Source organism: Streptomyces sp. NPDC001480, from assembly GCF_042894725.1.
Classification (GTDB): Bacteria; Actinomycetota; Actinomycetes; order Streptomycetales; family Streptomycetaceae; genus Streptomyces.
Map to the genome: position 1 here is coordinate 169,868 of NZ_JBIAVX010000019.1, position 18,504 is coordinate 188,371.

General features: G+C 71.7%; 21 protein-coding genes. 9 read left to right on the forward strand and 12 right to left on the reverse strand.

All coding sequences use genetic code 11. The features are described from left to right. Window positions 1-19 precede the first annotated feature (19 nt). Entirely contained in the window at window positions 20-2,440 is a 2,421-nt protein-coding gene (locus ACFY01_RS37750) for an MMPL family transporter (RefSeq protein WP_390740289.1), read from the forward strand. Between the two features lies 1 nt (window position 2,441). On the opposite strand, the gene ACFY01_RS37755 is transcribed toward ACFY01_RS37750, so the two are convergent. The 11 genes from ACFY01_RS37755 to ACFY01_RS37805 form a co-directional block, all read right to left on the reverse strand. Beyond that, entirely contained in the window at window positions 2,442-3,029 is a 588-nt protein-coding gene (locus tag ACFY01_RS37755) for a Uma2 family endonuclease (RefSeq protein ID WP_390740290.1), read from the reverse strand. A gap of 90 nt (window positions 3,030-3,119) precedes the next feature. Beyond that, the gene (locus tag ACFY01_RS37760) at window positions 3,120-3,842 is read right to left on the reverse strand and encodes a TetR family transcriptional regulator (RefSeq protein WP_361808535.1); all 723 of its coding nucleotides are present in this window, start codon (window positions 3,840-3,842) and stop codon (window positions 3,120-3,122) included. Window positions 3,843-3,852: 10 nt separating this feature from the next. Then, window positions 3,853-4,347 (reverse strand): thiol-disulfide oxidoreductase DCC family protein, encoded by a 495-nt coding sequence (locus ACFY01_RS37765; RefSeq protein ID WP_390740291.1) that lies wholly within the window; start codon window positions 4,345-4,347, stop codon window positions 3,853-3,855. Beyond that, entirely contained in the window at window positions 4,344-4,751 is a 408-nt protein-coding gene (locus ACFY01_RS37770) for a hypothetical protein (protein ID WP_390740292.1), read from the reverse strand. The genes ACFY01_RS37765 and ACFY01_RS37770 overlap by 4 nt, the downstream gene beginning before the upstream one ends. Before the next feature lie 103 nt (window positions 4,752-4,854). Beyond that, window positions 4,855-5,265, reverse strand: a complete 411-nt coding sequence (locus tag ACFY01_RS37775) for a VOC family protein (protein ID WP_390740293.1) — start codon at window positions 5,263-5,265, stop codon at window positions 4,855-4,857. 76 nt (window positions 5,266-5,341) lie between these two features. After that, a complete protein-coding gene (locus ACFY01_RS37780; protein ID WP_390740294.1) occupies window positions 5,342-5,908 on the reverse strand; it encodes a hypothetical protein in 567 nt (188 codons plus the stop codon). Window positions 5,909-6,036: 128 nt separating this feature from the next. Next, on the reverse strand, window positions 6,037-6,804 hold the full coding sequence (locus ACFY01_RS37785; protein ID WP_390740295.1) for a succinate dehydrogenase iron-sulfur subunit: 768 nt from the start codon (window positions 6,802-6,804) through the stop codon (window positions 6,037-6,039). Next, a complete protein-coding gene (gene sdhA / locus ACFY01_RS37790; RefSeq protein ID WP_390740296.1) occupies window positions 6,804-8,558 on the reverse strand; it encodes a succinate dehydrogenase flavoprotein subunit in 1,755 nt (584 codons plus the stop codon). Before sdhA ends, ACFY01_RS37785 begins: the two co-directional genes overlap by 1 nt. 19 nt (window positions 8,559-8,577) lie before the next feature. Next, the gene (locus ACFY01_RS37795) at window positions 8,578-9,060 is read right to left on the reverse strand and encodes a succinate dehydrogenase hydrophobic membrane anchor subunit (protein WP_390740297.1); all 483 of its coding nucleotides are present in this window, start codon (window positions 9,058-9,060) and stop codon (window positions 8,578-8,580) included. Window positions 9,061-9,066: 6 nt separating this feature from the next. Then, a complete protein-coding gene (sdhC, locus tag ACFY01_RS37800; RefSeq protein WP_043406142.1) occupies window positions 9,067-9,447 on the reverse strand; it encodes a succinate dehydrogenase, cytochrome b556 subunit in 381 nt (126 codons plus the stop codon). Window positions 9,448-9,619: 172 nt separating this feature from the next. Then, complete coding sequence (locus ACFY01_RS37805) at window positions 9,620-10,270, reverse strand: 2-oxo-4-hydroxy-4-carboxy-5-ureidoimidazoline decarboxylase (protein WP_390740298.1); 651 nt, start codon at window positions 10,268-10,270, stop codon at window positions 9,620-9,622. A 208-nt stretch (window positions 10,271-10,478) separates the two neighbouring features. Here ACFY01_RS37805 and ACFY01_RS37810 point away from each other — a divergent pair, with 208 nt between their 5' ends. The 3 genes from ACFY01_RS37810 to ACFY01_RS37820 all read left to right on the forward strand — a co-directional run bounded on the left by ACFY01_RS37810 (window position 10,479) and on the right by ACFY01_RS37820 (window position 13,626). After that, entirely contained in the window at window positions 10,479-12,068 is a 1,590-nt protein-coding gene (locus tag ACFY01_RS37810; protein WP_390740299.1) for a glycoside hydrolase family 20 protein, read from the forward strand. Window positions 12,069-12,218: 150 nt separating this feature from the next. Beyond that, window positions 12,219-12,995, forward strand: coding sequence for a DUF4328 domain-containing protein (locus ACFY01_RS37815; protein ID WP_390740300.1), 777 nt, complete (start codon window positions 12,219-12,221; stop codon window positions 12,993-12,995). A 76-nt stretch (window positions 12,996-13,071) separates the two neighbouring features. Further along, complete coding sequence (locus ACFY01_RS37820; protein ID WP_390740301.1) at window positions 13,072-13,626, forward strand: hypothetical protein; 555 nt, start codon at window positions 13,072-13,074, stop codon at window positions 13,624-13,626. 13 nt (window positions 13,627-13,639) lie between these two features. On the opposite strand, the gene ACFY01_RS37825 is transcribed toward ACFY01_RS37820, so the two are convergent. Beyond that, window positions 13,640-14,128, reverse strand: a complete 489-nt coding sequence (locus ACFY01_RS37825; protein WP_390740302.1) for a DUF1877 family protein — start codon at window positions 14,126-14,128, stop codon at window positions 13,640-13,642. A gap of 189 nt (window positions 14,129-14,317) precedes the next feature. On the opposite strand from ACFY01_RS37825, the gene ACFY01_RS37830 reads away from it, so the two are divergent. The 5 genes from ACFY01_RS37830 to ACFY01_RS37850 all read left to right on the forward strand — a co-directional run bounded on the left by ACFY01_RS37830 (window position 14,318) and on the right by ACFY01_RS37850 (window position 18,192). Next, complete coding sequence (locus ACFY01_RS37830) at window positions 14,318-14,713, forward strand: hypothetical protein (protein ID WP_390740303.1); 396 nt, start codon at window positions 14,318-14,320, stop codon at window positions 14,711-14,713. 63 nt (window positions 14,714-14,776) lie between these two features. Beyond that, a complete protein-coding gene (locus ACFY01_RS37835) occupies window positions 14,777-15,439 on the forward strand; it encodes an RNA polymerase sigma factor (protein WP_390740304.1) in 663 nt (220 codons plus the stop codon). Continuing rightward, window positions 15,436-16,113 carry a hypothetical protein gene (locus ACFY01_RS37840; RefSeq protein ID WP_390740305.1) on the forward strand — a complete coding sequence of 226 codons (678 nt, stop codon included), beginning with the start codon at window positions 15,436-15,438 and terminating at the stop codon, window positions 16,111-16,113. Before ACFY01_RS37835 ends, ACFY01_RS37840 begins: the two co-directional genes overlap by 4 nt. Window positions 16,114-16,411: 298 nt before the next feature. Then, on the forward strand, window positions 16,412-17,074 hold the full coding sequence (locus ACFY01_RS37845) for an RNA polymerase sigma factor (RefSeq protein WP_390740306.1): 663 nt from the start codon (window positions 16,412-16,414) through the stop codon (window positions 17,072-17,074). Next, entirely contained in the window at window positions 17,074-18,192 is a 1,119-nt protein-coding gene (locus ACFY01_RS37850; protein ID WP_390740307.1) for a hypothetical protein, read from the forward strand. Before ACFY01_RS37845 ends, ACFY01_RS37850 begins: the two co-directional genes overlap by 1 nt. Window positions 18,193-18,504: the final 312 nt, after the last annotated feature.

The following is an 18,504-nucleotide window of genomic DNA, read 5'->3' on the forward strand; positions in this document are numbered from 1 at the left end:
CTGCTAAGGAGCGTTGAGCGTGACGGCATGGGCACGGTGGTGCTACCGGCACCGGCTGGTGGTCCTGTTGTTGTGGGTGGGGGCGCTGTTCGGCCTGGGCTTCGCGGCCTCGACGGCGGGCACGGACTACGCGAATGTCTTCTCCCTCCCGAACACGGACTCCAAACGGGCGTACGACCTGATGGAGAAGGCCTTCCCGGACAGCGCGGGCGACACCGACACGGTGGTGTGGAAGACCGACGGCGGATCGGTGCGCGACGCGTCCGTGAAGTCCCGCGTCCAGCCCGCGCTGGACGAGATCGCGAAGATGAAGGGCGTCGGCGAGGTCGCCGGCCCCTACACCGGCGCCCGGGGGGCGGCGCAGATCAGCCGGGACGGGCGGATCGCCTACGCCCGGATCACGTTCACCGAGCAGGCCAACGCCGTACCCAAGGACCTCGTCCAGAACGTCGTGGACACCGCGCAGAAGGCCGAACGCCAAGGTCTTGAGGTCGAGTTGGGCGGCCAGGCCATCCAGCGCGTGCAGGAGCCGCCCCAGGGCCTGTCGGAGATGGTCGGCATCCTCGCCGCGGCCGTCGTGCTGTTCCTGGCCTTCGGCTCGTTCCTCGCGATGCTGCTGCCGATCGGCATCGCCGTCTTCGGCGTCGGCACGGGCATGTTCTCCGTGCAGCTGCTCAGCCACACCACCGACATCCCCGACCTGGCACCGCTGCTGTCCTCCCTGATCGGCCTCGGCGTCGGCATCGACTACGCGCTGTTCATCGTCACCCGGCACCGGCGCGGCATCACGCGGGGCATGGACCCCGAGGAGTCGGCGGTCACCGCCCTCAACACCTCGGGCCGGGCGGTGCTGTTCGCGGGCGGCACGGTGTGCATCGCGCTCGCCGGCATGCTGGTGACGAACCTGCGCTTCCTGGACGGCGTGGTCATCGGCACCTCGCTCACCGTCGTGCTCAGCGTCCTCGCGGCCACCACCCTCCTCCCCGCCCTGCTGGGCTTCCTCGGCCCGCGCGTGCTCAGCCGCAGGCAGCGGCGCCGACTGGCCGCCACGGGCCCGGAACCGGAGCAGGAGCAGGCGAGCAGCCTCGCCGCCCGCTGGTCGGGCACCGTGCAGAAGCGCCCGCGGGCGATCGCTGCCCTCGCCCTCGTCGTCATGGCCGTCCTCGCCCTGCCGGTGCTGTCCCTGCGCCTGGGCGCGACGGACCAGGGCAACGACGACGCGTCCACCACGACCCGCAAGGCCTACGACCTGCTCGCCGAGGGCTTCGGGCCGGGCTTCAACGGCCCGCTCCAGGTGGTCGTCGCCAGCGGTGACACGACCGCCCTGGTCAAGGACATCCAGGCGACCAAGGGCGTCGCCCAGGTCGGCGCGGTGCCCGCGCGCGGGGGTGTGACGGTCGTCCAGGTGGTCCCGACGACGTCACCGCAGTCGAAGGAGACCGACGACCTCATCGACACCCTGCGGGACGAGGTGATCCCCAAGGCGAAGGTGCAGGCCCATGTCGGCGGGGTCACCGCGATCTCCAAGGACTTCGCGTCCGTCACCGGTGACCGCCTCCCCTGGTTCATCGCGACGATCATCGGCCTCGGCTTCCTGCTCCTGCTGGTCGCCTTCCGCTCCCTGGTGGTGCCGCTGACGGCCGCCGTGATGAACCTGATCGCGGCGGCGGCCTCCTTCGGCGTCCTCGTCGCGATCTTCCAGTGGGGCTGGGGCCTGAGCCTGCTCGGCCTCGGCAAGGAGGGCCCGATCAACGCCTTCCTGCCGGTCATCATGCTGTCCCTGCTCTTCGGCCTGTCCATGGACTACCAGGTGTTCCTGGTCAGCCGGATGCACGAGGAGTGGGTGCACACGAAGGACAACGCGCGAGCGGTACGCGTCGGCCTGGCCGAGACCAGCCGCGTGATCAACTCCGCGGCCCTGATCATGGTCTGCGTCTTCATGGCCTTCGTCCTCAGCGGCGACTCGGGCGCGGCGATGGCGGGCGTGGGCCTGGCGGCGGCGGTCGCACTGGACGCGTTCATCCTGCGTACGGCACTGGTGCCGGCCGCGATGCACCTCATGGGGAAGGCCAACTGGTGGCTGCCGGAGTGGCTGGAGAGGCGGCTGCCGCACCTCGCGGTGGAGCCGAAGGAGGAGGAACCCGAGGCTCTGTCGGCCGATGGCCCCGCCTCGGTGGTCCACGGCTACGTCCGCACGGCCGACGGTGAGCCGGTCGGCGACGCGGCGGTGACCCTGCTGTCGAAGGGCGGGCGCCAGCTGGACCGGGTGACGTCCCTGGCGGACGGCTCGTACATCGTGTCGGTGCCGGGGCCGGGGTCTTATCTGCTGGCGGTGACGGCGGGGGCGCACGGTTCCCGGGCGCGGCACGTGGTCGTGGGGGACGGGCCGTTGGTGTTCGACGTGGAGGTGGCGGAGGGAGAGGTGGACGCGGTCAACTAGTTCAAGCCAGTCCGGCTTTGAGGATGCGCTCGACGTCCAGCACGACCTTGCCACCCACGGACTCGGGGAGCGTAACGAGCTCCCCGGGAATGTGGATCCCATGAGTGGCGTAGCGGCCACCGGCCGGTTCGGTCAGAACGTGGAGACGCTGGTGCTTGCGGTCGACGATGACGTAGACCGGAACCCGGGCCTTGGCGTAGTAGGAGACCTTGGTCTGCAGGTCCGTTTTCCAGTTGCTGGAGGTGACCTCCATGACCAGACGGAAGCACGTCGGGTCGTAGCAGCTGTTCTCCACCAGGTGATCGCGGTAGTCGTCGTCGACCACCGACAGGTCAGGGATCGCATAGTCCTCGGGGCCGCTGGGCAGCCAGAGGCCGATGCCGGGGAGCGCCCGCACCAGGCCCAGATTCATGAACGGGGCTGCGAACAGCATCAGGGCCTCGGAGTGAGGGCCGTCCGGTGCGGGGCTCACGAGAATCTGGTCTCCGATGATCTCGACGCGGAGGCCCGGAATGCTCTCCATGATGTGGTTCGCGTCGGCGATCAGCGACTGCTCCTCGTGCGGCCGCTCGACAGCTGCTGCGGACATCAGGTGCCTCCCATGGGCTGGTGTCGAGAGCATCATCGTAGGCAGACCGGGTGCCGGATGTCCCCTTCGCTCCCGTTCACCCGAAAGTGATCACTCCCCCTGCCGCCCCCGTCCCGCCGGATCCGGCAGCGCCTTCGTCATCCCGGGCAGGAAGTCCGTGAACAGCTCGTGCACCTCCCGCACGAGCGGCCGCAGCACCCGGAACCGGGCCAGGTACACGCCCCGCGCGGTGAGCCGCGCCCCCCGCTCGGCCAGCCGGTAGCTGCGCTCGCGTCCCTCGGTCCGGTCGAAGATCCAGTACAGGACGAGCCCCATCTGCGAGAGCCACATCAACTCGGGCAGGATGTCCCGCAGTTCCTCCGGCACCTTGGTCTTCGTGCCCGCCAGCACCTCCCGGTGGACGCTGATGGCCTCCACGCGCGCGTGCTCGGACTCGGGGGAGAAGGGGCTGAGCGGGCTGTCGGGGTCGGCGGCGTTCTTGAAGAACTGCACCGCGAACTCGTGGTACGGCGTGGCGATGTCCAGCCAGACCCGCAGCACGCCCGCGAGCCGTGCCTCGAGGTCGGTCTCCCGGTCCAGGACCTCCCGGACCGCCACCCGGTGTTCGGCGGCGATCCGGTCGTAGAAGCCCTGGATCAGGTGCTCCTTGCCCTCGAAGTAGTAGTACGCGTTGCCGACGGAGACGCCGGCCTCCTTGGCGATGGCCCGCATGGTCGTCTTGTCGTAGCCGCGCTCTTGGAACAGCCGCATCGCCGTCTCCAGGATCAGCGCGCGGGTCTGCTCGGACTTGCTGGCTTCGTTCTTCGCGGACACGGACAAGAGCCTAACGACTGCCACAGGCCCCGCTGTCACAACCCGGCGGGTCGTAGGTCCAGCCCCGGCTGGGGTGGTACGTCCACCCGTCGCCCCGCCGGTACGCCTTCCCGCCCCACTGCGTCCCCCGCCACATCGCCGCCGCCAGCACCGCGCCCTTGGCCAGCGCGGCCCCCGCCGGAGTGCTCAGCCGGTGGGCGAGCGGACGGTGCTCGCGCAGGGCCCACAGGACGACGACCCAGGCGGCCGTACCCCGGTAGACCTGCCCGGCGTCCCCGACCACGGTGACCTCGTCGAGGGTCCCGCCGTGATCCAGCGAGGGGAACCGCGCCCGCGCCTCGTCGGACCCCGCCGGGACCAGCTCCAGCGGCACAAGCTGCCGCTGCCGTACGAGCCAGTCCCGTACGTGGGTGCACAGGGCGCAGTCGGCGTCGTACAGCACGGTCAGCCCGCGGACCGGGACGCGCACGGCGCCCCGGTCCCCGGCGGTCGCCACCGTGCTCACGCCCCGGCCTGCGGCGCGGCCCAGCCCTGCGGCGCGACGGGCGGGATCTGCTCCCGCTCCATGATCCCGCGCCGGCGGATCCGGTTCAGCACGTACACGTTGCCCAGGTGCATCACCCCGAGCACCAGCAGCACCACGCCCAGCTTGGTCGACAGCGCCTCGAAGATCTGGCGGGTGTCCTCGATGGTCTCGTCGCCGCTCAGGTACAGCGCCACGAAGCCGAGGTTGACCAGGTAGAAGCCGACCACCAGGAGGTGGTTGACGGCGTCGGCGAGCTTCTCGTTCCCCTGGAGCACGTCCGCGAGGAACACCCGCCCGTTGCGGCTGAGCGTCCGGGCCACCCAGACGGTCAGGGCGATGCTGACGACCAGGTAGATGACGTAGGCGATGACCGTGCGGTCCATGCCCCCACCCCTTCTCGACATTCTTGAACGCGTTCAAAACGCTGACAGGGGAGACTGTAGACCTGTTTTTGAACATGTTCAACTCGTTCGGGGTGGCCGTGGATCAGGACCGCCGGCCGAGCTCCGGCCGCTTGGTGTAGTCCGTGAACCCGAGGGCGTTCCCCCACGGGTCGGCGACCTCCACGGTCCACCCCGTGGCCACGGAGAAGGGCTCGTCGAGCGGCTCGATCCCGGCGTCGGCGAGCTTGCGGACCGCCGCACGCGCGTCCGGCACCTCCAGCCACAGCCGGGTCGAGGGCCAGGCCGGCGGCCGCTGCCCCAGCCCGTGCTCCACCCGCAGCAGAATCCCGGGCGTCTCGCCCCCGACCTTCAGCAGCGCGATCCCGGCCTCGTCGAACCGGAACCCCACGACGAACCCGGCGCGCTCGTAGAACTCCACGGCCTCACCGAGGTCCCCGACGGGCAACAGCACGTTGTCGAACCCGAGCAGCTCGTAGGACTCTTCATCTGACATGCCATCAGATTAAGTTGGCGGGGCCGCGGACCGGGGAGGCCGAACCGTCCGGGTCACCCACCCGGACGAGACGACGTCACAGCGGGGCGAGCTCCGTCCGCCCCTCGAACCGCCCGCCGACCTGCGCGGCGAGCCAGTGGACGCGGTCGAGGTCGTGTTCTCCCCGCACGTGCACGTACACGGTGTGGTCCGGCGCGAGCTCGCACTGGTACAGATCCCGGGAGTTCACCGACAGCGTCAGGTACGCGTACTTCTGGGAGATGTCCTCCAGCCCCGCCTCCGGCACCGCGGGCCACCCGTTCAGATCCCAGCGCACGGCGGCGGCGTCCCGGGGGCCCAGAGCCCGGACGAACGGTTCTGCGAGTTGGAGGGCATGACACCAGTCGTGCACCCTGACGGGCAGGCACTCCGCCGGATCGTCACCGGCCTTCGCCGAACGCGGATCCGACTCCTCCCGCGCCCACCAGTTGAGCCCCGGCAGCACCCGCGACACCTCCGCCAGCCCCTGTCGGGACTGGATCTCGGCCTCGAAGTCGACCTCGGCGCAATCGAGGTCCGCGACCCCGAGCAGCCCCCGCACGACCCGCAACGCCTCGTCCAGGTCAGGGGTGGTCAGGATGGCGGCGGCGGTGGAATTGCTCATGGGGGCACCTTAGGCCGGAGCGGCGGGACGGGGCTCCTCGGTTTCCGCGGGGCGCCCACGAAGCCCGAAGGCCCCGCCCTCCGGCGCGTGACCGGTGGGCGGGGCCTTCGAGGACGTGCGGGCGTGCCTCAGTACCGCCGCGTGATCAGCGCGCGCTTGACCTCGGCGATCGCCTTCGTGACCTCGATGCCGCGCGGGCAGGCGTCCGTGCAGTTGAAGGTCGTGCGGCAGCGCCAGACGCCGTCGCGGTCGTTGAGGATCTCCAGGCGCTGCTCGGCGGCCTCGTCGCGCGAGTCGAAGATGAAGCGGTGCGCGTTGACGATGGCGGCCGGGCCGAAGTACTGGCCGTCGTTCCAGAAGACCGGGCAGGAGGACGTGCAGGCGGCGCAGAGGATGCACTTCGTCGTGTCGTCGAAGCGCTCGCGGTCCTCGGCCGACTGGAGGCGCTCACGCGTGGGCTCGTTCGTGTCCTTCGTGATGAGGAAGGGCATGACGTCCCGGTACGCCTGGAAGAACGGCTCCATGTCCACGACCAGGTCCTTCAGGACCGTCAGGCCCTTGATGGGCTCGATCGTGATCGGCTTCTCGGGGTTGATGTCCTTGATCAGCGTCTTGCACGCCAGGCGGTTCTTGCCGTTGATCCGCATGGCGTCGGAGCCGCAGATGCCGTGGGCGCAGGAGCGGCGGAAGGTCAGCGTGCCGTCGACGTCCCACTTGATCTTGTGGAGACCGTCGAGGACGCGCTCCTTCGGGTCGATCTCCAGCTGGAAGTCTTCCCAGGTCGCCTCGGCCGAGACCTCCGGGTTGAAGCGGCGGACCCGGAAGGTGACCGTGATGTAGGGGGACGCAGCCGACTGCGCGTCCGCCTCGGCCTTGTCCATAACGGGGGTTGCCATCAGTACTTACGCTCCATCGGCTGGTAGCGGGTCTGGACGACCGGCTTGTAGTCCAGGCGCACGGTCTCGGTGCCGTCGTCGCCCACCTCGCGGTACGCCATGGTGTGGCGCATGAAGTTGACGTCGTCGCGGTTGGGGTAGTCCTCGCGGTAGTGACCGCCGCGCGACTCCTTGCGGGCCAGGGCGGACACGGCCATGACCTCGGCCAGGTCCAGCAGGTTGCCCAGCTCGATGGCCTCCAGCAGGTCGGTGTTGAACCGCTTGCCCTTGTCCTGGATCGCCACGTTCTTGTAGCGCTCGCGCAGCTCGGTGATCTTCTCGACCGCCGTCTTGATCGTCTGCTCGGTGCGGAACACCATGACGTTGGCGTCCATGGTCTCCTGGAGCTCGCGGCGCAGGACCGCCACGCGCTCGTTGCCCGTGGAGGTGCGCAGGCGCTCGATCTGCTCGACGACGAGGGTCTCCGGGTTCTCCGGCAGCTCGACGAAGTCGGCCTTCTGGCTGTACTCCGCCGCCGCGATGCCGGCCCGCTTGCCGAACACGTTGATGTCCAGCAGCGAGTTCGTGCCGAGACGGTTGGCGCCGTGCACCGAGACGCAGGCGACCTCGCCGGCCGCGTACAGGCCCGGGACGACCGTGGTGTTGTCGCTGAGGACCTCACCCTCGACGTTCGTCGGGATGCCGCCCATCGCGTAGTGCGCGGTGGGCTGGATCGGGATCGGGTCCGTGTACGGTTCGATGCCCAGGTAGGTGCGGGCGAACTCCGTGATGTCCGGGAGCTTGGCGTCCAGCTGCTCCGGCGGGAGGTGCGTGAGGTCCAGGTAGACGTGGTCGCCCTCGGGACCGCAGCCGCGGCCCTCGCGGATCTCCGTGTAGATGGAGCGGGAGACGACGTCACGGGACGCGAGGTCCTTCATGACCGGCGCGTACTTCTCCATGAAGCGCTCGCCGTCCTTGTTGCGCAGGATGCCGCCCTCACCGCGGGCGCCCTCCGTCAGCAGGATGCCCATGCGCCAGATGCCGGTCGGGTGGAACTGGAAGAACTCCATGTCCTCCAGCGGCAGGCCACGGCGGTAGACCGCCGCCTGGCCGTCACCCGTCAGCGTGTGGGCGTTCGACGTCACCTTGAAGAACTTGCCGCAGCCGCCGGACGCGTAGATCACGGCCTTCGCCTGGAAGACGTGGATCTCGCCGGTCGCCAGCTCGTACGCGACCACACCCGCCGACTTCTTGACGCCGTCGACCTCGGTGATCAGCTGGTCCAGGACGTAGAACTCGTTGAAGAACTCCACGCCCTCCTTGACGCAGTTCTGGTACAGCGTCTGGAGGATCATGTGGCCGGTGCGGTCGGCCGCGTAGCAGGAGCGGCGGACCGGGGCCTCGCCGTGGTTGCGGCTGTGACCGCCGAAGCGGCGCTGGTCGATCGTGCCGTTCGGGGTGCGGTTGAACGGCAGGCCCATCTTCTCCAGGTCGAGGACGGAGTCGATGGCCTCCTTCGCCAGGATCTCGGCGGCGTCCTGGTCGACCAGGTAGTCACCGCCCTTGACCGTGTCGAAGGTGTGCCACTCCCAGTTGTCCTCCTCCACGTTGGCCAGCGCGGCGGCCATGCCGCCCTGCGCGGCGCCCGTGTGGGAGCGGGTGGGGTAGAGCTTGGTCAGCACGGCGGTGCGGCTGCGCTTCGTCGACTCGATGGCGGCGCGCATACCGGCGCCACCGGCGCCGACGATGACGGTGTCGTACTTGTGGATCTTCATGATTCTCGCAGCCCCGTGCCTAGCGGATGTTCGGGTCGAAGGTGAAGATCACCAGCGTGCCCAGCAGGATGGTGAACACCGTGGCGGTGTAGAGCAGGCCCTTCAGCCACAGCCGGGTGTTCGCGCGCTCCGCGTAGTCGTTGATGACCGTGCGCAGGCCGTTGGCGCCGTGCAGCATGGCGAGCCACAGCATCAGCAGGTCCCAGACCTGCCAGAACGGGGACGCCCAGCGGCCCGCCACGAAGGCGAAGCCGATCTTGGAGACGCCGCCGTCCAGCACGAGCTGGATCAGCAGGTGGCCGATGACCAGGACGACCAGCACGACGCCGGACAGGCGCATGAACAGCCAGGCGGCCAGTTCGAAGTTGCCCCGGGTGGACTTGGGGGTCTTCTTGGTCCGCTTGCGCGGGGCCTCGATGAAGGGGGCCGGGTTGTCGACGTTGTAGAGCGAGCCGCCCTCGACGGGGCCGACCCCGGACGCGGTGGTTTCAGTCGTGGACATGGGGCGTCAGCTCCCGAAGAGGACTCGAGCGGCGTGGCCGAGGACCGGGTAGATCGCGCCGGCCATCAGGACGACCCAGACGCCGACGACGGTCCACAGCATCTGCTTCTGGTAGCGCGGGCCCTTCGACCAGAAGTCGACGGCGATGACGCGCAGGCCGTTGAGCGCGTGGAAGAGGATGGCGGCGACGAGGCCGTACTCCAGCAGCGCGACGATCGGCGTCTTGTACGTGGCTACGACCTTGTCGTAGTCCTCGGGGGAGACACGCACGAGAGCGGTGTCCAGCACGTGAACGAACAGGAAGAAGAAGATGAGGACGCCGGTGACTCGGTGAGCCACCCAGGACCACATTCCTTCCCGGCCGCGGTACAGCGTTCCAGCCGGCACGGAAGAACCCTCCGGGAGCGGGGACTAGGGCCGCGCCGGCTTCGGTTGTCGGTCGGGCCCGGCCGGGTACGGTCCACCGGCCCCCAGCATCGTAGCGAGACGCTGCCGCTGGGCTTAGCGGGGGGTTGGCGGTGTGATCAAACTGGCATCTAAAGGTGCACGTACGGGCTATTTAGGGGCGGCTACCGGGGTGGGGGTGTTCTTGTTTGCCGGGTGCGGGTGCTTTGTGGCTGGTCGCGCCCCGCGGCGGAGCCGCAGATCGATACGGCCCCGCGCCCCTCAGAGCGCTGATCAGACGCCCTCGTGCAAGGCGTCGTAGCTCCTCTGCCGCCACCACTCGTTCTTCGTCCGGATCGTTTGCCAATCGTGATCGGATGCCTTCGAGGATGCGGTCGAGGGTTTCCGCCGGTGGCGTGTCACCCAGGTAGATGACGAACATGTGTCCGAATCGGGCTTCGTAGGCCGCGTGGGCCGCGCTCAGGGCGGTGTGGGCGGCCGAGTAGGTGTCCTCGGGCAGGGTCGGCAGGGGCTCCGAGGCCAGAGCTTCCGAGAGGTCGGTCGGGGACAGGTCGTACGCCGCCTCGTCCGCCCCGGCCAGGAGGGCGTCCAGGTCCGGGTAGGGGCGGTGGTCCGCGACGCGGTGGGCCCAGCGGAGGCTGTGCAGGCAGGTCAGGAGGGTGGCGTGGACCTCGTCGGCGGGTGCGGTGTTGAACCCCTCGACTGTGGCGACGGACGGCGGGGTGCGGGTCTGTCCGGGGAGTGCCGGTATGGTCACTCGCCCCGAGGGGTACGGGTGCGCAGGCAGCGTGGGTCCTCGCGTCACATGTGGTGTGGCTGGGGATCTTGTGAGAGGTGTGTCATCACGCTATCGAGAATGGTCACGTCGTGTCCGAGGGATGCCCGAATTTCACTCGGACGGGAGAGTTTCGGAGCGTGTGGGTGACGGACAGTCGGCGACCGGGCCGTAGGTTGGGGACGTGAGCCAGCACAGGCGCCGTGCGCCGGCGCAACAGGTGAGGCGGAGGCGGGCAGTGGTCGTCGCCGCCTTCGTCGGCACGGTCGGGCTCGGCGTGGGAGTCGGGTTCTGGGCCTCCGCGGACGGCGGCGGTGAACCGGACGGCGGCGCGCGGCGGTCCGCGGACGCCGGGGCCGGCTCCGCGTCGCCGAAGCCGAGCCCGACGCCCAGCCGCTCCTACCCGCTGTCCCAGGCGCCCCGCACGATCCCCGCCGTACGCTCCCACACCCCCGCCCGCGGACCCGGCTGGCGCCCGGCGCACGGCGAGCGCGTGGTGGTGAGCGACGCCGACCTGGCCGACGAGGGCAAGCTGATCGCCGGTGAGCTGGGCCTGTCGTACGCGGGCGAGCGGAACGACGTGCGCGCCGGGGACGTGCGGCTGGCGCTGAACGACGACGAGGGCGCGAACCCGGAGTCGTACTCGATGACCGTGCGCGGCGGACGCGTGAACATAAGCGGGCCCGCCGACGCGGGCGTCTTCTACGGCACGCGCACCCTCAAGCAGGAGGTGCACGGCGGAGGTACGGCACCCGAGGGCGTCGTGCACGACCAGCCCGCCAAACCGCGGCGCGGGTTCAACCTGGACATCGCCCGCAAGCCGTACTCCGCCTCCTGGATCGAGGACCGGGTCAAGGAACTCGGCGACCTGAAGTTCAACGAGCTGGGGCTGCACTTCTCCGACGACCAGGGCTTCCGGATCGAGTCCACCAGCCATCCGGAGATCGTCTCCAAGGACCATCTGACCAAGGCCCAGGTCAAGCGGATCGTGGACCTCGCGGCCAGCCGGCACATCACGGTCGTCCCCGAGATCGACTCGCCCGGGCACCTCGGCGCCGTCATCGCCGCCCACCCCGATCTCCAGCTGCGCAACGCGCAGGGGGTCCCCACGCGCGGGGCGGTCGACATCTCCAAGGACAGCGCCGCGGCGATCGTGGACGACCTGCTCGACGAGTACGCCGGGTTGTTCCCGGGCTCCGAGTGGCACCTCGGCGGTGACGAGTACCAGGCCCTGACCGTCGCCGACCCGCAGGCCTCCTACCCGCAGCTGGCCGCCGCCGCGCGGGAGGCCTACGGCGCCGGCGGAACCGTCTCCGCCCTCGCCACCGGCTGGCTCAACGACCGCGCCGACACCGTCCGCGCCCACGACCGCACGATGCGGGTGTGGAACGACGGGTTCTTCCGGGGGTCGTCCGTGCAGCCGGCGAAGGACCTCCAGGTCGCGTACTGGACCGGCAAGGAGATCGGCGCCCGGCAGCCGGTGGAGTACCTGAGCGCGGGACGGAAGGTCCTCAACTACAACGACGAGTTCCTGTACTACGTCCTCGGGGAGCCGCAGACCTTCGTCTATCCGACGGGGCAGCGGATCTACGAGCAGTGGAACCCGAGGGTGCTGCGCGGCACGACCGCCGTCCCCTCGCGCTACGACGGGCAGATCCTCGGCGGGTCCTTCGCGGTGTGGAGCGACTTCCCGAACGCCCAGACGGAGGCGCAGGTCGCCGCGGGCATCCGGATGCCGCTGCGGGCGACCGTGCAGAAGCTGTGGGACCCGGGCAAACCGGCACTTTCCTGGACGGAGTTCCGCAAGCTGGCGGACCGGCTGGGCTGAGCGCCGCTGTGTCCCGGTGACCGGCTGGGCCCGGCGCCGCCGTATCCCGGTGGACGCGCGGCATCGGCGAACCGTATCTTCCGCATGCCGCGCGGGCGCCTCAGGGGAGAGACGCGCCCGGCGTCTCGACCACACCCCGGGGGACCCACCGTGATCTGCTCACGCTGCCACCACTTCGTCGCCGAGCCCGGCGGCACCCTGTGCGCGCGCTGCGCCGGCACGCCGGAGCCGCCCGCCCCGCCGCTCGCCGGGACGCCCACCGCCTGGCTGCGCTCACCGGTCGGGCTCGGCCGGGCCGCGGCGGCGGTGCTCGGGCTCGTCATCGCCACCGACCTGTTCGCGATCCACGCCGACCTCCTCCAGCTCGACGTCTCGGGCGACCTCCTGGACGGCGCCTACGGCACGTCCGTCGCCCGGCGCGCCGACCACGCCGACGCCCTGTACCGGGCCTCCGGCGTCGCCCAGTCGATCGCGTTCGTGACCTGCGTCGTCGTCTACCTGTGCTGGTTCCACCGGGTCCGGGTCAACGCCGAGGTGTTCCACCCCGGCGGGCACGGCAAGAAGCGCGGCTGGGCGATCGGCGCCTGGTTCACCCCGGTGGTGAACCTCTGGATGCCGCGCCGGATCACCCTCGACATCTGGGACGCCAGCAGCCCCTGGGGCACGCCCCGCTCGCACGCGCCGGTCAACGCCTGGTGGACGCTGTGGATCATCTCGCTCCTCGCCGACCGGGCCTCGTACAGCGCGTACCACCGGGCCGACGGCGCGCGGGAGCTCCACGACGCCGCCCGGCTGATGCTGTTCTCCGACGCCGTCGACATCGCGGCCGCCGCGCTCGCCGTCGCCGTCGTGCTGCGGCTGACCGGCATGCAGCGGCGCAAGGCGCTCGGCGGACCCGCTCCGGTGGCCGAAACCATGCCCCTGTGACACTCCCGGGCCGTCGCACGCAGTAAGGGGCAATGCGGGCTCCGTAAAGGTCGGTGCCCTGGCGAGGGAGGATTCCATGAGCCTGGTGGAACTGATCGCGCAGGCCGACGAACGCGGGCTGGCCGCCAGCGGGCTGGCTTGTTTGGATCGGTGCGTGCCCCTGCTGGGCGGCGACGACGAGGTTCTGCGGCCGCTGTGGGGGAGCCTCGCGGACACCGGCGACTGGGCGGAGGGCCTCGAACGGGCGCGCGCCGTGCTCGGCCCCGCCGGCCCCGGCGGGGCGGTCGAGGACGAGGCCGCGGGCCTGGCACGCCGGATGCTCGACGCCGCGCCCGCCGAGTGCGCCGGCGCCGGAGCACGGGCCTGGGCCGACGCCTGCTCCGTGGCCTCCCTCCAGATCCACCGGCTCCTCGACCCCGCCGCCGACGCCTCCTCCGTCGACTCCCGCCGCGAGGGCAGCACGGAGGGCATGCCGCCCCTGGTCGCCGCCGAGCTCCGCCGTCAGCTCACCGTCCTGGAACTCCTCGCCGCCCACGGCCCGGCCGGCCTCCGCGGCGCCCTGGAGACGACCACCGAGGGCCGCCGGGTGCTGCGCGCGGTGGTGTCCCGGCGAGCCCGGGGGCGCGTATAGCCCGCTCGGCGGCTCACAACACCACCCACTTCACCACCGCCTCACCGCACGCCGAGGCGTGGGCGTAGAACTCCGTGAGGTCGCGGTGTGCCGCCGCGAAGGCGCCGCGGGTCTGCGGCTCGGTGTCGGGACCGCCGTAGCGGGGGAGCAGTTCGTCGCGGGACCGGTGCCACAGGGCCGCGAAGTCGGCCGAGGCGAGGTAGGCGGCGACGGCGGCGGTCTCGGCCGCGGTCAGCAGCAGGAACGGGGGCAGCCCGAGCGCCGAGTGGAACACCGCGCGGCCGCCCAGGACGACCTGGGCGCGCGGGTCGTCCTCCGCGAGGTCCGGGGGCGAGCCGGCGTACATCAGCTCGTGGTCCAGGTAGCGCTGGTCCAGCACCTCCTCCCGGCGCAGACCGATCCGCTCCCGGACGGTCTCCCAGTCGTCCTCGAACAGCCGCTCCAGGGAGCGCACGTCGTCTCGTAACTCCCCGGGCGGCACCGCGCGGAGATGGAAGCACATAGTCATCATGATCCAGAGCGCACCGGAGGCGCCGAACATCACTCCCGGCCCAAACCCGCCGGTCCGGGCAGGTCCTGTGACAGTCCTGCGGTGGAGCCGGGTCGGTGTTGCGCCGATCACGGGATCGGCCCGGATCGGCGTGACGGAAGCACCGCCGGGTCCGCTCTCCCCTATGTGACTACCCAGTACGTGACAGCACAGCAGACCAGGCCGCACGCCGCGGCCAAGCCCGTGCGGTGGGCGGCGGACGTGGTGGCGACCATGCGCGAGGGCGCGCGGGTGCGGCTCGACTACTCGGCGCAGAGCCTGTGGCGCGTCGACCGGATGATCGAGGAGATACGGCGCGAGGGCACCCCTGCCGAGGCGGTGCGGGACGTGCTGCGCGGCTTCGGGGCCTACGCCGGTGAGGTGATCGTCCGGCAGACCGGCGCCGAGTGGTGGGCGTCCGGCGGCGAACACTGGATCCGCACTCCTGACGAACGCCTGTGGGACCCGGTCGACGAGGCCCGCCGCTGCTTCGACGGCAACGGGTCGCTGCGGCTGCTGTGCCGGGACGCGATCGCCGGGACGGCGCGGCGGCACTGAGAGCACCGGCGCGGCGTCACCGCGGCGGCAGGCGCTGTGACACTTCCCCGGAGTCCGACGCTGATGACCTTGAGGCACCGCACTGAGGAAACGGTTCTTGGCCAGGGAGGGGACACCGGCCGCGTGCAGGCGTACGACGGGGAACTCGGCGAGGCCGTCGCGCGGGCCCAGGAGGGCGACGAGGCGGCCTTCGCGGTGGTGTACCGGCTGGTGCAGCCCGGCCTGCTCGGCTATCTGCGCGGCCTGGTCGGCGACGAGGCCGAGGACGTGGCCTCCGACGCCTGGCTGGAGATCGCCCGTGACCTGGGCCGGTTCAAGGGCGACGGGGCGGGGTTCCGCGGCTGGAGCGCGACCATCGCCCGGCACCGCGCCCTGGACCATCTGCGCCGCCGGCGGGCCCGGCCCCGGGCGACGGCGCTGGAGCAGGACGTGCTGGAACTCCCCGGTCGGCACAGCACCCATGAGCAGGCCCTGGAGTCCATGTCCACCGCGGACGCGCTGGCCCTGCTCCGCCGGCTGCCGCGCGACCAGGCCGAGGCCGTACTGCTGCGCGTGGTCGTCGGGCTCGACGGTCCCGCCGCCGCCCGGGTCCTCGGCAAACGCCCCGGCGCGGTGCGCACGGCCGCGTACCGCGGGCTGAAACGGCTGTCAGGGCTGCTGGGCGCGGCGGAAGCGGCGGAAGGTGTGACGGACGGCGGATCCGGCACGCTGGGGGAGGCGAAGTGACCGCAGACGGCGGCCCGTCCACCCGGCGGCACGTCGAGGAGGCGCTCGGCGCCGCGCTGCGCCCGCACGGCGTCGACGCGGAGGCCGAGCGGCGTGCCGCCGAAGCCTTCCGGGATGCGCGGGACGCCGGGGCGCTGCGGGCGCGGACCCGGCGCCGGGACGACTGGCGGCCCCGCGAGCGGGCGCGTGTACCGCGTTCGGCGCGGGCGACGCTGCTGATGCTGCTGGCGAGCCTGACCCTGGGCGGAGTGGCGGTCGCCGCCATCGGCGCGGCCGGTTCCTCCACCTATGAGTCCGGCGACCGGCCTCGCCCGGACACGTCGGCCGGGGCACCGGACCGCACCGCCGGGCGAACGCGGTCCCCCGCGCCCGCCGCCCCGCCGTCCGGACCGGCGTCGCCGGGGCATCCGGCCACCGCCAAGGACACCCTGGCCCACTGCCGTGCCTACGAGCGGATCGCGGACCACGGCAAGGCGCTGGACGCGACGGCCTGGCAGCGGCTGGTCGCGGCGGCCGGCGGCAGGGCGAACGTCGCCTCCTACTGTGCCGGGCGGATCGCGGCGGCCATGGACGACGGGAAGTCCCCCGGAGCCAAGAGCACGACCAAGGCGAAGTCGAAGACGAAGGTGAAGTCGAAGACGAAGGCGAAGCCAAAGACGAAGGCGAAGAAGTGACGGCGCGCCCCTCGCCGTTCGCCGCCAAGGCAACGGCCGGGGCCGCCACCCCCCACAGGAGAGGCCCCGGCCGTCGCGCGGCACGGACCGCGCGGCGGCCCGTACTTGCTACAGCGCCATGAGTGCGTTTTCTGTCACACCCCGCCACGGTCCACCGCGTCACGAGTTAGTTGCATCTTGGACGGACGTGGACGAGGAGCGGTTTCAGGTCGTAACGTGCCTTTCGCGTCGAGCGCGAATGCATGATCACTGCAACGATCGGCGGCCCCGAGGCCGCGACCATCTACCGAGGAACCAGGTGCTGGGGGACGACGCGGAGCTGACCGCCGCGGTACGTGCGGCACAGGCCGGGAACGAGACCGCGTTCCGTACGGTCTACCGCGCGGTGCATCCGCGGCTGCTCGGGTACGTACGGACGCTGGTCGGCGACCCGGACGCCGAGGACGTCGCATCCGAGGCCTGGCTACAGATAGCCCGTGACCTGGAGCGTTTCAGCGGGGACGCGGACCGCTTCCGCGGCTGGGCGGCCCGTATCGCCCGCAACCGTGCCCTGGACCACATACGGATGCGCGGCCGCCGCCCCGCGATCGGCGGCGACGAGACCGAGCTGACCGGCAGGGCCGCCGAGTCCGACACCGCGGGCGAGGCCATGGAGGCCCTGGCCACCGACAGCACCCTCTCCCTCATCGCGCGTCTCCCGCAGGACCAGGCCGAGGCGGTCGTGCTGCGCGTGGTCGTCGGCCTCGACGCCAAGAGCGCGGCCGAGACGCTCGGCAAGCGCGCGGGCGCCGTACGCACCGCCGCGCACCGTGGCCTGAAGCGGCTCGCGGAGCTGCTCGGCGAGGATCCGGAATCGGCGGGCAGGCTCGAGGCGCTGCCGCCCCAGCGAGAACCGCGCCGTCGCGCGGTGACGTCCGCCACTGTGACGCATACGCGTCCGCGGACGCAGAAGGACATGTGATGGCCGACGAGCGCTGTGTCTCTCCGGGGGACAGCCCCCGGACCCCCGGGCGGTGGCTGAACCGCAGGACGGCAGAACGTCTACTGCGTGGCGAGTCGCTCGAAGCCGTCGACTCCTCCGCCCGTGACCAGGCCGAACGGCTCGCCGAGGCCCTCGGCGCCCTGTCAGCCGACGCCACCGTGGCCGACACCGAACTCCCCGGCGAGGAAGCGGCGCTGGCCGCGTTCCGGAAGGCGCGCGAGGCCCGCGAGGACGCCGCCGCGCAGGCCGGCGCCGGTCACGTGAGCGGCGCGCCCGACGGATCCGCCGATGCCGGGCTGATCCGCATCGGCGGCCGGCCCCACGCCGCACGCCGTCCCGGCTGGGCCCGCCCGGTGCGCCTGGCGCTCACCGCCGCGCTGGCCGTGGGCACGCTCGGCGGGGTCGCCATGGCCGCCGGCAGCGGGGTGCTGCCGACGCCGTTCCGCGACGACACCCCGGGGCCCGCCGCCTCGGCCTCGGGCGCCGGGACCTCCGAGCGCCCGCTCGCCTCGCCCTCCCCGGAAGGCACCCCGGGCGGTACGTCCGGTCTGCTGCCCCCGAGCGGCGGCGTGAGCGGAACCCCCGGTGTCTCGCCCGGTGCGAGCCGCGGGAGCCAGGCAGAGGGCGGTGCCACCGGCTCGTCCGGCACCCCCCACGACACCGGCGCCTGGTGGAGCGGCGCGCGCTCGGCCTGCCGCGACGTCCGGGCCGGCAAGGAGCTCGCCCCCGACCGCAGGCGCGTCCTGGAAGGGGTGGCGGGCGGCTCCACGCGCGTGTGGAAGTACTGCAAGGGCGTCCTGGAGTCGTCCGGCAACGCGACCGGTGACGAGGACCGGAACGGCAAGGACGGCAAGAGCGGCAAGGACGGCCGCGGCGGCGAGGACGGCCACGGCGGCAACGGCGGCCGGGGCGGCGGTGACGACGACGGCCACATAGGGCCGGGCGGCGACGACCACCACCGCGACGGAGGCCTGGTCACGCCCGCTCCCACGGCCTTCGCCCCGCTGTCGCCGCAGCACACGCGGACCCCGTCGGCCCCCTCGTCCTCGTCGGCCCCGTTCTCCCTGTCGCCGAGCCCGACGTACACCGCGCTCTGATCCGCCCGGCGCACGGCTCTGACCTGCGCTTTCGTAGGCCGGGAAAGTTTTTTGGGGCAGCGCGTAACGTTTTCGGCCCCGGGTACGCAGTACAGAGTGAGCCGACTGGTCATCGGCCGTCGCACTGAGCCGGGGTTCCCCCCGTACCTACGGCTCGTGCACCTGGCGCGGGGGGGGGCCCGGGCCCCCCCCCCCCCCCCCCCCCCCCCCCCCCCCCCCCCCCCCCCCCCCCCCCCCCCCCCCCCCCCCCCCCCCCCCCCCCCCCCCCCCCCCCCCCCCCCACCCCCCCCACCCCCCCCCCCCCGGGGGGGC

Coding starts and splice junctions, on each gene's coding strand:
- ACFY01_RS37820 (WP_390740301.1), top strand. CDS start 13,072: ATGAGCCTGGTGGAACTGATCGCGCAGGCCGACGAACGCGGGCTGGCC.
- ACFY01_RS37775 (WP_390740293.1), bottom strand. CDS start 5,265: ATGTCAGATGAAGAGTCCTACGAGCTGCTCGGGTTCGACAACGTGCTG.
- sdhA (WP_390740296.1), bottom strand. CDS start 8,558: ATGAAGATCCACAAGTACGACACCGTCATCGTCGGCGCCGGTGGCGCC.
- ACFY01_RS37785 (WP_390740295.1), bottom strand. CDS start 6,804: ATGGCAACCCCCGTTATGGACAAGGCCGAGGCGGACGCGCAGTCGGCT.
- ACFY01_RS37825 (WP_390740302.1), bottom strand. CDS start 14,128: ATGTGCTTCCATCTCCGCGCGGTGCCGCCCGGGGAGTTACGAGACGAC.
- ACFY01_RS37835 (WP_390740304.1), top strand. CDS start 14,777: ATGACCTTGAGGCACCGCACTGAGGAAACGGTTCTTGGCCAGGGAGGG.
- ACFY01_RS37795 (WP_390740297.1), bottom strand. CDS start 9,060: ATGTCCACGACTGAAACCACCGCGTCCGGGGTCGGCCCCGTCGAGGGC.
- ACFY01_RS37755 (WP_390740290.1), bottom strand. CDS start 3,029: ATGTCCGCAGCAGCTGTCGAGCGGCCGCACGAGGAGCAGTCGCTGATC.
- ACFY01_RS37850 (WP_390740307.1), top strand. CDS start 17,074: ATGGCCGACGAGCGCTGTGTCTCTCCGGGGGACAGCCCCCGGACCCCC.
- ACFY01_RS37770 (WP_390740292.1), bottom strand. CDS start 4,751: ATGGACCGCACGGTCATCGCCTACGTCATCTACCTGGTCGTCAGCATC.
- ACFY01_RS37780 (WP_390740294.1), bottom strand. CDS start 5,908: ATGAGCAATTCCACCGCCGCCGCCATCCTGACCACCCCTGACCTGGAC.